The organism is Hylemonella gracilis str. Niagara R, assembly GCF_000600295.1.
Taxonomy (GTDB): domain Bacteria; phylum Pseudomonadota; class Gammaproteobacteria; order Burkholderiales; family Burkholderiaceae_C; genus Hylemonella; species Hylemonella gracilis_A.
In genome coordinates, this window is record NZ_JEMG01000001.1 from 1,355,817 (window position 1) to 1,369,030 (window position 13,214).

The 13,214-nt window shown below is 65.5% G+C and carries 10 protein-coding genes and 1 tRNA gene; 3 read left to right on the forward strand and 8 right to left on the reverse strand.

What is annotated here, in order from left to right; translation table 11 throughout:
* Positions 1–18: 18 nt before the first annotated feature.
* The 5 genes from AZ34_RS06235 to AZ34_RS06255 all read right to left on the reverse strand — a co-directional run bounded on the left by AZ34_RS06235 (position 19) and on the right by AZ34_RS06255 (position 5,733).
* Positions 19–441: a GtrA family protein gene (locus AZ34_RS06235; RefSeq protein WP_035606026.1), complete on the reverse strand. Its 423-nt coding sequence runs from the start codon at positions 439–441 to the stop codon at positions 19–21.
* On the reverse strand, positions 441–1,994 hold the full coding sequence (locus AZ34_RS06240; RefSeq protein ID WP_035606029.1) for a DUF6056 family protein: 1,554 nt from the start codon (positions 1,992–1,994) through the stop codon (positions 441–443). Before AZ34_RS06240 ends, AZ34_RS06235 begins: the two co-directional genes overlap by 1 nt.
* Positions 1,991–2,884 carry a ChbG/HpnK family deacetylase gene (locus tag AZ34_RS06245; protein ID WP_035606032.1) on the reverse strand — a complete coding sequence of 298 codons (894 nt, stop codon included), beginning with the start codon at positions 2,882–2,884 and terminating at the stop codon, positions 1,991–1,993. Before AZ34_RS06245 ends, AZ34_RS06240 begins: the two co-directional genes overlap by 4 nt.
* Positions 2,881–3,933 carry a glycosyltransferase family 2 protein gene (locus AZ34_RS06250; protein WP_051509570.1) on the reverse strand — a complete coding sequence of 351 codons (1,053 nt, stop codon included), beginning with the start codon at positions 3,931–3,933 and terminating at the stop codon, positions 2,881–2,883. The genes AZ34_RS06245 and AZ34_RS06250 overlap by 4 nt, the downstream gene beginning before the upstream one ends.
* 66 nt (positions 3,934–3,999) lie before the next feature.
* Positions 4,000–5,733, reverse strand: coding sequence for a SulP family inorganic anion transporter (locus AZ34_RS06255; protein WP_051509571.1), 1,734 nt, complete (start codon positions 5,731–5,733; stop codon positions 4,000–4,002).
* 213 nt (positions 5,734–5,946) lie between these two features.
* On the opposite strand from AZ34_RS06255, the gene AZ34_RS06260 reads away from it, so the two are divergent.
* Positions 5,947–8,901 (forward strand): valine--tRNA ligase, encoded by a 2,955-nt coding sequence (locus AZ34_RS06260; RefSeq protein WP_035606034.1) that lies wholly within the window; start codon positions 5,947–5,949, stop codon positions 8,899–8,901.
* Between the two features lie 55 nt (positions 8,902–8,956).
* Complete coding sequence (gene galU, locus AZ34_RS06265; RefSeq protein ID WP_035606036.1) at positions 8,957–9,850, forward strand: UTP--glucose-1-phosphate uridylyltransferase GalU; 894 nt, start codon at positions 8,957–8,959, stop codon at positions 9,848–9,850.
* Positions 9,851–9,885: 35 nt separating this feature from the next.
* Here galU and AZ34_RS06270 read toward each other — a convergent pair whose 3' ends face one another.
* The 3 genes from AZ34_RS06270 to cysM form a co-directional block, all read right to left on the reverse strand.
* Positions 9,886–10,113, reverse strand: a complete 228-nt coding sequence (locus tag AZ34_RS06270) for a sulfurtransferase TusA family protein (protein ID WP_035606039.1) — start codon at positions 10,111–10,113, stop codon at positions 9,886–9,888.
* A gap of 19 nt (positions 10,114–10,132) precedes the next feature.
* Positions 10,133–11,764 (reverse strand): FapA family protein, encoded by a 1,632-nt coding sequence (locus tag AZ34_RS17560; RefSeq protein WP_051509572.1) that lies wholly within the window; start codon positions 11,762–11,764, stop codon positions 10,133–10,135.
* 215 nt (positions 11,765–11,979) lie between these two features.
* Complete coding sequence (cysM, locus tag AZ34_RS06280) at positions 11,980–12,909, reverse strand: cysteine synthase CysM (RefSeq protein WP_035606042.1); 930 nt, start codon at positions 12,907–12,909, stop codon at positions 11,980–11,982.
* A 39-nt stretch (positions 12,910–12,948) separates the two neighbouring features.
* Here cysM and AZ34_RS06285 point away from each other — a divergent pair.
* Positions 12,949–13,033 (forward strand) — tRNA-Leu (locus tag AZ34_RS06285).
* Positions 13,034–13,214: the final 181 nt, after the last annotated feature.

Here is a 13,214-nt window from a genome sequence, read left to right on the forward strand (position 1 = left end):
GCGGATTATGCGGATGACTCAGGGCGCTTCACGACGGGGCCCAGACCTGAACGCCCAGTAGCGGCTGGCGAGGAAAGTCAGCACGGCCTGCACGATCAGAATGCCGGCCAGCAGCCCGTCGTAAGGCAGGTCGGTGCCGCGCAGCAACGCGACGTAGGCGATTTCGTTGAGCACGAAATTGCCGGACGAAATCAGGAAGAGGCGACGCGCGGCCACATTCCAGCGTGCCCCACAGGAGCGGAAGGTCAGGAAGTGGTGGCCTGCGAAGGACACGACAAAGGCGATCAACCAACCGGCGACGTTCGCCAGCGGGGGCGTCCAGTCCAGCCAGGTCACCAGCAGCACAGTCACGCTCCAATGTGTGAGGGCGGCCGTCACACCCACGGCGACGAAGCTGGTCAACTGTCGGACGAGCTGGGCGAATTGGGTCCTGCGTGTCATCAACGTGGCCTCTTGCGGATGTCCCGGCCCCAGGCTTGCATCGCCTGCTGCGCGGCCTTTTGCCCGGGCGATAGCATGGCCCGCGCCTGCTCGGCCGTGCGGTAAGGCCCCGAGACCTCGAACTGCCGTATCGCGGCCCAGGTGCCTTCGTACCAGCTCATCATTTCGTCATTGAAGAACTCAGTGAATGGTTCGGACTCGTCGCGCAAGAGTGGCAGCCAGTGGTACTTCGGAATGAAGATGTAGACATCACCGCGCGCCATGCCCTCGTGGATGATCTGCTGACGCACGGTGTTCTGCTGCGCCACCTGGTGGTAGGCGCGCAGCATCAGGCCATGAGACAGCGCGAACACCAGCGCCAGGCCCACCGTGAAAACGTTCAAGCCACGCCGCAAGCGACGCGTGGTACCGGCATCGCCGCCGTGTTGTTCCCAGGAGACCAACAGGGCACTGATGGCCAACAACAGATACATGTGGGTGCCGGCGAGCGACCGTTGCGGCAGCACCGGCGACGCGACCATGATGGCCAAGGAAAACACCGCCGCCAACATGAAAAGCCAGCTCAGGGCACGGTGTTGCCGGTTGGGTGCCGCCGTGAGTCGTTGCGTGATCAGCAAGAGCACCAGCACAGTCAACAAGACCAGACCCAGATGGTGCAGGGCCAGGGGCACGCGCTCGGTGAAGTGCAGCAGGATCCGGTCGTCCCAGCCCAGCTTGTTCCACTTGATGAAGATCTGCTGACGGACCGCATTGCCCGGCGCGAGCAGCAGGGCTGCCATGCCCAGCGCGTAGCCCACGCCGTAGGCCAGGAGCCTGCCATGCACGGCCCGCCAGCGTCCGCCGTCCCGCACCAACAGCACATGAAGACCGACCAGGCCCATCAGCAGCAGGGTCGAGAGGCTGGTGTTTTCGTTGGTGCATCCCGCGATGGGGGAGAGCAGCAGCGTCAGAACCGAGCGCCAGGAGTTGCCCGCGCGGCTCGCAGGCGCCACCGCCCTGACTGCCAGCGCCTCGCGGAGGTAGAGGCCGAGAAACAGCAGCTGCAGCACGTTCGTCCACACGTAGTTGGCTGAGCCGACGAGCCAGAAATTGATTTCACCCAGAGCGGGGTTGCCCAGCCAATACAGCAGGAACAGCAGGGCGAAAGTCTGGACTGCGTTCGCGGCTTGGGATGAGGGCGACGACGAGGGACCCGCAGGGGTGGCCTGAGCGCGTGGAGCGCACTCAAAACGCGGGAGCCACCAGAGCAGCGCGATCAATGCGACAAAGGCCAGGGTGTTGACGGTGGCGGCAAAGCCATGGCTGCGCTGACTGAGCACGGCGCTGGACAGGAAGTCGGCCACCAGCCGACCACTCCAGCTGGTGTAGTGCTTCCAGGTCGCGGCCCAGCCGATGCCCTTGTGCGTGTAGGCGTAATCGTCCGAATGCATGGGCGTGAGCCACTGCAGCGGCCACATCAGCGCGAAGCAGGCGAGCAGCGCCAACGACATGAGCATCCAGGTCTTGCGTGCCTGACGATCCTGAAAGGGTTGGTACAGCGCTGGCCGCGTCATGGCAGCAGGGCCGACAGTTTGCGCAGTTGCACGTTCGCGGCGCGCAGTGCTTCGGGGTAGGCCGAAGACATGAAATACCGGTGCTCCACGAGCCGCTGGGCTGCGATCGAGTCGGGCGCGCCATCGGCTTCTTGCGCCTCGCGCGCCGGGTGGCACATGATCAGCATCCCCGGCTGGGCGGCTTGCAACCACTGCGCGAAGCAGGCGCCATAGTCCGGGCGGTCAAACCCATAGACGCCTGCGAAGCCCCGGTTGCTTGGCACGCCGTGGCGTGACAGCTCGGTCGCGAAGGCATGACCGCCCAGCAGTGCCAGGACCCTGGGTTTGCCGCGCCAGCCTGGGTCGGCCGGCACCGTGTTGCGCACCCAGGGGCCGGTAGCGGCGAGGCCGCCCACGCCCTGCGTGGCGAGGCCCGAACCAGACGGACTCCCCCGGGGGTAGCGTCGCGCCAGAACCTCCAGCAGCACCTCGCGCACGCCTCGGAGCTGGTGCACATGCTGGTGGCCATCGATGAAATCCGGTCCGCGACCCAAACCCTGTTCAAAGGCGTCGAGTTGTCGTTGCAAGGCCGTGGAGATCATCGTCCGAACGGCTTTGCGGCGCAGTTCGCCCGCCAGGCTGCGCAAGACGAGGCCCGGCAGGGAGGCCATGGCGGGCGCGCCGAAACCCTCCGTGAGATTGAAGTGCAGGCCCAGGTCCGCCACGGGTTGCGTGCTCCCGTCCTCGGCCAAGCGCTCACGCAAGGCGGGGGCCGCCCATGCGTGCCAACGCGTGGCCGTGCTGAAGCAGCTGATCGCGCTCAGGCGGTCTCGGTCCAGCAGTTCCAGTATGCCCGTGCTGATCGCGGTGTTCTGCGCGTAGTCATCCGCGCAGACGGTGATGGGGGTCATGGCCCCCGGCCTTGTTTCGCTTCGGCTTGGGCACTTGCATGCGAACCCGCATCCGGATTCGCATGTGCCGCCACACCGCCGTCCACGTCCCGTGCGAGCAGGTACAAGGGCCGGCGCTTGACTTCGTCGTACACCTGGCTCAGGTACTGCCCGACGATGCCGATCGAGATCAGCTGGATGCCGGAGAAGAACATCAGCCCCGCCGCCAGCGTGGGCCAGCCGCGCACATCGTTGCCCCAGATCAGGTGTTCCACCACGATGTACAGGCCGTAACAGAAGGCCCCCAAGGAGATCATCGCGCCTATGCCACTCCAGACGCGCAGCGGCAAGGTGGTGAAGGCCATGATGCCGTTGACCGCCAATTGCGCCAGCCGATGCAGGTTGAAGCTGGAATGGCCCGAAGCCCGCTCGGCCGGTGTGAAGGGCAGTCCGATGCTGCGGTAGCCCACCCAGGCGTAGAGCCCCTTCATGAAGCGGTTGCGTTCGGGCAACTGGCGCAGCGCGTCGGCGACCTTGCGGTCCAGCAGTCGGAAGTCCCCCGCATGACGTGGCATGCGGATGGAAGAACTCAGTTCCATCAGGCCGTAGAACATGCCCACGCCCCAGCGTCGCCACAGGCCTTCCTTCTCCCGGCTGGCCATCACGCCGTACACCATGTCATAGCCATCGCGCCAGAGCCGGATCATCTCGGGCAGCAGCGTCAGCGGGTGCTGGTAGTCTGCGTCGATCAGGATCACCGCGTCGCCGCGCGCATGTTCGATGCCCGCTGTCAGCGCGACTTCCTTGCCGAAATTGCGCGCCAACGACAGGTAGCGCAGACCGGGCCGGGGCAGCAGGGAGGCCATCACGCTGTCCGTTGCGTCCGTGCTGCCATCGTTCACGACGATGATTTCAAGGGAGGCGCACAGGGGCTGCAGAGCCCGGGCCAAGTCATCGATGAAGGCGGCCAAGTGCCCCGCCTCGTTGTAGGCTGGGACCACGCAGGACAGGGTGCAGCGTGCTGGCCGATCGGGCGAAAAGGCAGGGGTGATGCTGGATGGCAGCGCCATGCGCGAACCTGATCGAGTGAATTTGGGGCGGGAGTGTAGCCGAAGGCCGCGACCCTGCCCGGAGCGTCAGGGCGCGGCCGCGTCACGCAACAGGGCCAAGGCGGCCAGCGCTTCCGCGTCCGTGCGGTACAGCCGGTGGGCCGGGTCGTCCGCTCGCCAGCCCGCGCGCAGCAGGGTTTGCTCCACGGGGAGTTTCAAACCGCTGAGGTGCAGCAGCACCTGGCGCTCGCGCAGATGCTGGGCCAGCTTCAGAAAGGTCTCCGCGCCCGTGGCGTCGAGCCGGTTGATGGATTGGGCGAACAGCACCAGGTGTCGGGTGTCGGGGTGGGCGGCCAGGTGTTCCACGATGGCACGTTCGAATTCGGCCGCGCTTGCGAAATCCAGTGCGGCGTCCATGCGCAGGCCGCTGGTGTGCGGGGCCAGCGGCGGCAGCTGCCAGAGGTGGCGGTCACGCAGGCTGCCGTCGGGGTGCAGCCCCACTTCGATGATGCGCGGGTGCAGGCGCGTGTAGAGGAAGTGGCCGAGCGAGAGCACGACACCCGTCAACACACCCCAGTAGAGCTGGGGCGCGGCCAGCAGGGTGACGGCGAAGGTGAGCGCGGCGATCGCGGCCTCCACCCGGGCCATGCGCCAGACCCGCGTGAACTCGTGGGGCTTGAGCAGGCCCAGCACCGCGACCACGACGATGGCCGCCAGCACGGCCAGCGGCACATGGTGCAGCACCGGTATGAAGAACAGCAGGGCCAGCAGCACGACCACGGCGCTGAACACGGTGGCCCAGCCGGTGCGCGCGCCCGCGTAGAGGTTGAGCGCCGAGCGCGAGAAAGAACTGCTGACCGGGAAGGCCCCCGAGAAGCCCGCGGCGATCTTGCCCAGGCCCTGGCCGATCAGGTCTTGGTCCTGATCCCAGCGGGTGCCGCTGCGCTCATGGTCCACCTTCGCACTGGAAGCCGTTTCCAGAAAGCTGATCAGCGTGATCACCAAGGTGGGCAGCAGCAAGGCGCCCAGCAGCTCCCAGCCCGGCCAACCGGGCAAGGTCAGCGCGGGCAGGCCGGCGGGCAGGGCCCCTACCACGGCGCCCCCTGAGGTCTCGAAGCCCATCAGGTAAGACAGGCTGGCCGTGGCCAGCACGGCCAGCAGCACCGCCGGGAAACCCGGGCGCCAGCGCCGGGCCAGAAGCAGCCAGGCCAGCGTGCCCGCGCCGTAGGCCAGGGCGCGCCCGTCGATCGCGGTGATGACGTTTTGGGGCGTGGCGAGCAAGGACAGCCAGTCGGAGGCACCATGCGATCCGGCGCCCAGGCCCAGCAAGGCGCGCAATTGGGAACCAATGATCAGCAGGGCCGCAGCCTGGGTGAAGGCCGTCAGCACGGGGGCGTTGACCACATTGAGCAACCAGCCGAAACGCATGAAGCCCAGCAGCAGCTGCAGCAGCCCGGACAGGAGGGCCAGCCAGACGGCCAGCTGCACCCACTGTGCCGAACCGGGCTGCAGGCCGGGCACCGCGCCCGCCAGCCCGGCACCGACCAGCAGGCCGGTGAGCGCCGTGGGGCCGACGGCCAGCCGGGTCGAGGAGCTGAACAGCACGGCGATGATGGCCGGCAGGATGGCCGCGTAGATGCCGGTCACGGGCGGCATACCCGCCAGCGTGGCATAGGCCACGCTCTGCGGGATCAGCATCAGGCCCACGGTCAGCCCGGCCAGGGCTTCGCCGCGCAGCAGCGCGCTCGTGGGGCGTGGCCAGTTCAGGAAGGGGAAAAGGGCGGGCAGGCGTGCGCGCCAGGGCGCCAGAGGGGAGGGCATGGTGGGATTATTTCAAAACCGATGCCCGCCCGCCCTGCTCCAGGTCTGGCTGGGGCCGTGCACCCAGGAAGGGACTTTGGCCCATGTCCTAAAATCCCTTGCTTCGAGGGTGCACCTACGGCGCAGAAAGCGCCCGTCCCTGCGCGATGCCAGCCAGCCTGGCCGCATCTTTCCCCACTCTTCCCATATCTCTCGTCTCACGGCATCCACACCATGACCGAAGCCATCCAGCAACCCGGCCTTGCCAGTCTGTCCAAGTCCTTTGAACCCTCCGCGCTGGAAGCGCACTGGGGCCCTGAGTGGGAACAACGCGGCTACGGCAAGGCGGGTGTCCGTGGCACGGGCCAGCCGCAGGCCGGCGCCCCGTCCTTCGCCATCCAGCTGCCGCCGCCCAACGTCACGGGCACGCTGCACATGGGCCATGCCTTCAACCAGACCATCATGGACTCGTTGACGCGCTACCACCGCATGCGCGGCCACAACACGCTGTGGGTGCCGGGCACGGACCACGCGGGCATCGCCACCCAGATCGTGGTGGAGCGCCAGTTGCAGGAGCAGAAGGTCAGCCGCCACGACCTGGGTCGCAACAACTTCGTCGCCAAGGTCTGGGAGTGGAAGGAGAAATCCGGCAACACCATCACCACGCAGATGCGCCGTTTGGGCGACAGCGTGGACTGGGGTCACGAGTACTTCACGATGGACGAGAAGCTGTCCACCGTCGTGACCGAGACCTTCGTGCGCCTGTATGAGCAGGGCCTGATCTACCGCGGCAAGCGCTTGGTGAACTGGGATCCGGTGCTGCAGTCCGCCGTGTCGGATCTGGAGGTGGAAAGCACCGAGGCCGAAGGCAAGATGCATTACGTGCTCTACCCCTTCGTCGACGGTCCGCAGATCATCAAGGGCATCGACGGCGCGGCCGACGAGGTGCGCCCCGGCATGGTGATCGCCACCACGCGGCCTGAAACCATGATGGCCGACGGGGCGCTGGCCGTGCACCCCGAGGACGAGCGCTACAAGCACCTTGTCGGCAAGCGTGTCGTGCTGCCGCTGATGGACCGCACGATCCCCATCATTGCCGACGACTTCGTGGACCGCGCCTTCGGCTCGGGCTGCGTCAAGATCACCGGTGCGCATGACTTCAACGACTACGCTTGCTCGCAGCGCCACAACCTGCCGTTGATCACCATCTTCACGCTGGACGCCAAGGTCAACGAGAACGGTCCCAAGGCCTACCAGGGCTTGGACCGTTTTGATGCCCGCAAGGCCGTGGTCAAGGATTTGCAGGAGCAAGGTTTTCTGCAGGACATCAAGGCCCACAAGCTGATGCTGCCGATCTGTGCGCGCACGGGTCAAGTCGTCGAGCCCATGCTGACCGACCAATGGTTCGTGGCCATGAGCAAGGTCGGCGAACAGGACCCGACACGCAAGAGCATCGCCCAAAAAGCCATCGACGCCGTGGCGTCTGGCGAGGTGAAGTTCGTGCCCGAAAACTGGGTCAATACCTACAACCAGTGGATGAACAACATCCAGGACTGGTGCATCAGCCGCCAGCTCTGGTGGGGGCACCAGATCCCGGCCTGGTACGACGAGGACGGCAAGGTCTATGTGGCCCGCAACGAAGCCGAGGCGCAGGCGCAGGCCGGCGCTGGTAAAAAGCTCACGCGCGACGAAGACGTGCTGGACACCTGGTACTCCTCCGCCCTGGTGCCTTTCAGCACCATGGGCTGGCCCGAGGCGCTGAACGACGCCTCGCCGACCAAGGACTACGACCTCTACCTGCCCAGCACCGTGCTGGTCACGGGCTACGACATCATCTTTTTCTGGGTCGCCCGGATGATCATGATGACGACCCACTTCACCGGTCGCGTGCCTTTCAAGCATGTCTACATCCACGGCCTGGTGCGCGACGCTCAGGGCAAGAAGATGAGCAAGAGCGAGGGCAATGTGCTCGACCCGGTGGACCTGATCGATGGCATCGCGCTTGCCCCCTTGCTGGACAAGCGCACCACCGGCCTGCGCAAACCCGAGACCGCGCCCCAGGTGCGCAAGAACACGGAGAAGGAATTCCCCGAGGGCATTCCCGCTTACGGCGCGGACGCGCTGCGCTTCACCTTCGCGGCCTTGGCCTCGTTGGGCCGCAGCATCAACTTTGACAGCAAGCGCTGCGAGGGCTACCGCAACTTCTGCAACAAGCTCTGGAACGCCACGCGTTTCGTGCTCATGAATTGCGAAGGTCACGATTGCGGCCTGAAGGAACACACCAAGGAGCAGTGCCAGCCCGGCGGTCAGTTCGCCGGCTACATGCATTTCAGCCCGGCCGACCGCTGGATCGTCTCCGCCCTGCAGCAGGTGGAAGCCGAGGTGGCCCAGGGTTTCGAGGAATACCGCCTCGACAACGTGGCCAACGCCATCTACGACTTCGTCTGGAACGAGTTCTGCGATTGGTATCTGGAAATCGCCAAGGTACAGATCCAGACGGGCAATGAAGCGCAGCAACGCGCGACGCGCCGCACACTGATACGCACGCTGGAAACCATCCTGCGCCTGGCGCACCCGATCATCCCCTTCATCACCGAGGAGCTGTGGCAGAAGGTGGCCCCCGTCGCCGGTCGATCGGGTGTTTCGGTCAGCGTGGCCGACTATCCCGTCAGCCAGCCCGAGCGCATCGACGACAAGGCCGTGGCCGAGGTGGCCCGTCTCAAGCAGTTCATCGACGCCTGCCGCAACCTGCGCGGTGAGATGAACGTTTCACCCTCGACTCGCTTGCCGCTCTACGCCCTGGCCGCCAACTCGACCGATGCTGATTTCCTGCGGCAATGGGCGCCGGTGCTGCAGTCCCTGGCCAAGCTCAGCGAGCTGCGTGTCTTCATGGCCGAGTCCGAATGGGCCAGCGCCGCCCAGGCCGCGCCGGTTGCCGTGGTGGGCGAGGCCCGCCTGTGCCTGCACATGGAGATTGACGTCGCCGCAGAGAAGGTCCGCCTTGGAAAGGAGGCCGCACGCCTACAGGGTGAGATCACCAAGGCCACGGCCAAGCTGGGCAACGAGGCCTTCGTGGCCAAGGCCCCGCCGGCCGTGATCGAGCAGGAGAAGAAGCGCGTGGCGGACTTCACGGCCACGCTGTCCAAGGTCCAGGCCCAGTTGGGGCAACTGGAAAAAATCGCGTCATGAAAGGCTGGCATGCTGCCGGCTGGATTGCACGCATTCAAGAAGGAGTGAAGAGCGCATGAACAATGAGATCAAGACGGCCGTGTTTCCCGTGGCCGGCCTGGGCACCCGTTTTCTGCCTGCCACCAAGGCCAGCCCCAAGGAGATGCTGCCCGTGGTGGACAAGCCCTTGATTCAGTACGCGGTGGAGGAGGCCTACGCCGCGGGCATTCGCCACATGGTCTTCGTGACGGGGCGCAACAAGCGCGCCATCGAGGACCATTTCGACACTGCCTACGAACTCGAGAACGAGCTGGAGCACGCGAACAAGAAGACCTTGCTGGCCGTGGTCAACTCGGTGGTGCCGGACGACATGCTCTGTTCCTACGTGCGCCAGCCGCGCGCCCTGGGCCTGGGCCATGCCGTGCTTTGTGCCGAGCATCTGACGGAAGGTGCGCCGTTCGCAGTGCTGCTGGCCGACGACCTGATGATCGGCCCGGATGAAGGACCGATGCAGGGACAGCATGTGCTGGCGCAGATGGCGGACATCTTCCGTCGTCAGGGACGCAGCGTGCTGGCCGTGCAGGAGGTGCCGCAAGACCAGGTCAAGCGTTACGGCATCGTGGCCGGCACGCCGGCCGGGGATCGCCTGATGCAGATCGAGCGCATTGTCGAGAAACCCTCGCCGGAGCAGGCGCCTTCGCGCCTGGGCGTGTCGGGGCGCTACATCCTGACGCCCGCCGTGTTCAACCAGATCCGCCAGCAGCCGCGTGGCGCGGGAGGCGAGATTCAGCTGACCGATGGCATTGCCGGGCTGTTGGCGCAGGAGACGGTGTACGCCTACACCTACGCGGGCAAGCGTTATGACTGCGGTAGCAAGGAAGGTTTTCTGCAGGCCACGGTGGAATTGGCCCTGGCCCATCCGGAAGTGGGTGGGAGCTTCCGCGAGTACCTGAAGACCTTGGCCGTTTGATCGGTTACTTCAGCCACCGGGGCAGAGCGGCGTGCTCAGCGCCGCTTCAGCACATGGATGAAATCCGCACCCTCGCTGCTCTGGTCCAGCAACGCATTGCCGGTCTGCTTGGCGAAGGCCGCGAAGTCGCGCTTGGAGCCCGGGTCAGTCGAGACCACGCGCAGCACCTGGCCGCTGCTCATCTCGGACAGGGCTTTCTTGGCCTTCAGGATGGGCAGAGGGCAGTTCAGCCCCCGCGTGTCCAGCTCACGGTCGATCTGCATGGGCGGTCCGTCGTCTCGCTCAGCTCACCACGGTGGAGGTGCCACGCGAATCGATGTGCAGGATGTGGCCACTCGGGTCGAGCGTGAAAGCGCCGGCGTCATAGGGTTTCTGAACTCGGCGTGAGCGCTTGCCGAAGATCAGGGCGACCGAGCCTTCCATCCCCTGGGTGACTTCGATACGCGCATCCTGGAACATGGCCAGCTGTTCCTCCAGCTTGTTCTTTTCCTTGAGCAGCTTGGCCCAGGCCTGCAGCGCCTGTTGCAACGCGGTCTGCGCGCGCGGCAGTTGGTTGTTCTTGTCGCCACTGACCTTGAGGTGCTGCACGGCCTTTTTCAGGTTGTCCTGTTCGGCTTCCACCTTGACAATCTCGGCCAGCACATTCTGCAGCTTGGCTTCCAGGATGGGGTTCACGCCCACTTGCACCGTGGTCAGGCCACTGGCGTCGTCCGCGCCGATCTGCGGAGCGCGCACCAGCATCATGCTGCGCGTGGTGCCGCCGACGATGCGGCCGCGCTTCTGGGCCTTGATGCCCACGATCACCTGGTTGAGCGCCTGCAGCTCGCTCTGTAGCACCATGTCATCGATGGAAATGACCGTGCCAGCCGAGATTTCTGAGTTCTCGACAAACTTGGCCGACACCGCGCCCTCGGCCTTGACCTTGGCATGGGCGATGATGCCGCGACCGATCTGGATATCGCCGCCGGCTTCCAACTCCGCGCCCTCGACCGTGCCGCCGATGACGATGTTGCCGGTCACCTTGACCTTCATGTTCGCCATCACGTCGCCCTTGATTTGGATGCTGCCATCGAAGCTGATGTTGCCGCTGTCCATGTCCACCGTGTCAAGCGACAGCAGGTCTTCCACCAGCATGCCGTTTTCCACCTGCACGGGCTGGCCCTTGATGTCGGCTTCCAGCACGTTGAAGTCGCCCGGTGCATAGCGCACGCCCTTGAGCACGTTGGCGAATGGCGTATCGATGCCTGGCGTGGGCTGCACGGCGTTGCCGCGCACGTCGCGCCCAGGCACCCCTTGGGTGGCGGGGATGCGGCGCATCAGCGGCGTGCCCGGATGCACGAAGGGGATGTCGCCCAGTTCGCGGAAGTCGATCAGGCCTTGCTCGTTGACCTGGGGCACACGCACGGCCACGGTCTTGATCAATAGTTTGAATTCGGCGTCGGCGCCGTCCACGGGGGGCTTCTGGAAAGCCACCTCGATCTTGGTCGGCATCACGGCCTTGCAGGCCAGCAGCACGGCTTTTTCGTCGATGCCAAACACCACGCCGGCCTGCTGCATGGCGCGTGCCACGTCGGCGCGTTGCAGCGACTTGCCGCCGCGCGCGGGGGCCACCTGCAGCCAGGCGACCGAACCGTCGGCGGCCACCCCCACCATCACGGAGGCATCGCGTTTTTCGGCGATCGCAACCTCGAAGCTTTCGGGCGAGTTTTCCCACCGTTCGGCCAGTACAGCAACGCCATCGTCCAGGATCATCCAGGCGCCGTAGCCGGCCTGGTCAAGCAGGTTCCGTATCGTGCCACCGGTCAGGGGGGTGCGGCTCTCGGCCGCGCTCACCTGCGCGATCACGCGCATGCCTTGCTCCGACAGGACCAAGCTGTCAATGCCTTGTTGTGCTTCGCTTCCGTCATCCGACATGGGAAAAATTCTCCTTTTTGTTCTCGGATCGGCGTTTTTTTCCGCGCATCTCGGTCACACCGCCGGTTGACGGGTAGTGTAGGGCCTCTTGAGCCTGTTTGATCCGCTCGGTCGCCCTGGCCTGGCATGTCCGGGTCTACCCCTGATCGGGGCAGGGTTCCTGCGGCCCGTCAACGCCCCCCAGGTGGGAAGCGACCCTGAATTCGGGCCATGTATCAGGCCGGGAAGACGCCCGTGGACAGGTAACGGTCACCCCGATCGCAGACGATGAACACAATGGTGGCATCGCGCACCTGCTGGGCGACCTGCTGGGCGGCCCACAGCGCCCCGGCAGCCGAAATGCCCGCGAAGATGCCTTCTTCCCGCGCCAGCCGGCGGCACATGTCTTCCGCGTCGTCCTGGCCGACGTAGATCAGCTCATTCACCAGGCTGGCGTCGTAGATCTTGGGCAGGTATTCCTGTGGCCATTTGCGGATGCCGGGGATGCGTGCGCCTTCGGCCGGTTGCGCCCCGACGATGCGGATGGCCGGGTTCTTTTCCTTCAGGAAACGCGCCACCCCGGTGATGGTGCCCGTGGTGCCCATGGCGCTCACGAAATGGGTGATGCGCCCGCCGGTCTGCTCCCACAGTTCGGGTCCGGTGGTCTCGTAGTGGATGCGCGGGTTGTCCTGGTTGGCGAACTGGTCCAGCACCCGGCCCTTGCCTTCGGCCACCATCTTGTCGGCCAGGTCGCGGGCGTATTCCATGCCGCCCGCGCGGGGCGTGAGGATGAGTTCCGCGCCGAAGGCCTTCATGGTCTGGGCGCGCTCGATGGACAGGTCCTCCGGCATGATGAGCACCATGCGGTAGCCCTTGATGGCCGCCGCCATGGCCAGGGCGATGCCCGTGTTGCCCGAGGTGGCCTCGATCAGGGTGTCGCCCGGCTTGATCTCGCCGCGTTCTTCCGCCCGGCGGATCATGGACAGCGCCGGGCGGTCCTTCACCGATCCTGCCGGGTTGTTGCCTTCCAGCTTGCCCAGGATCACGTTGCCGCGTTTCGTGTTCTCCGTCGCGCCGATGCGCTGCAGGGCCACCAGGGGGGTTTTGCCGATGGCGTCCTCGATGCTCGGGTAGCCGGATTTCAGGGTCTGTGCTGCGTCGTTCATGGGCCGCACTGTGCCATAATTCGCAGCTTCTCTCTCCGTGCCGGAGTGGTGAAATTGGTAGACGCAGGGGACTCAAAATCCCCCGCCGCAAGGCGTGCCGGTTCGATTCCGGCCTCCGGCACCACGCTTCAAGCCCGCTTTTCAAGCGGGCTTTTGCTTTGGTACCTACAGCCGGAACCGAACCGGCACGCCTTGCGTGCGGCCGAATGTGAAGCGCGCTTTGCGCGCGGGTTCGATTCCGGGTTCCGACACCACGCTTCAAGCCCGCTTTTCAAGCGGGCTTTTGCTTTGGTACCTACAGCCGG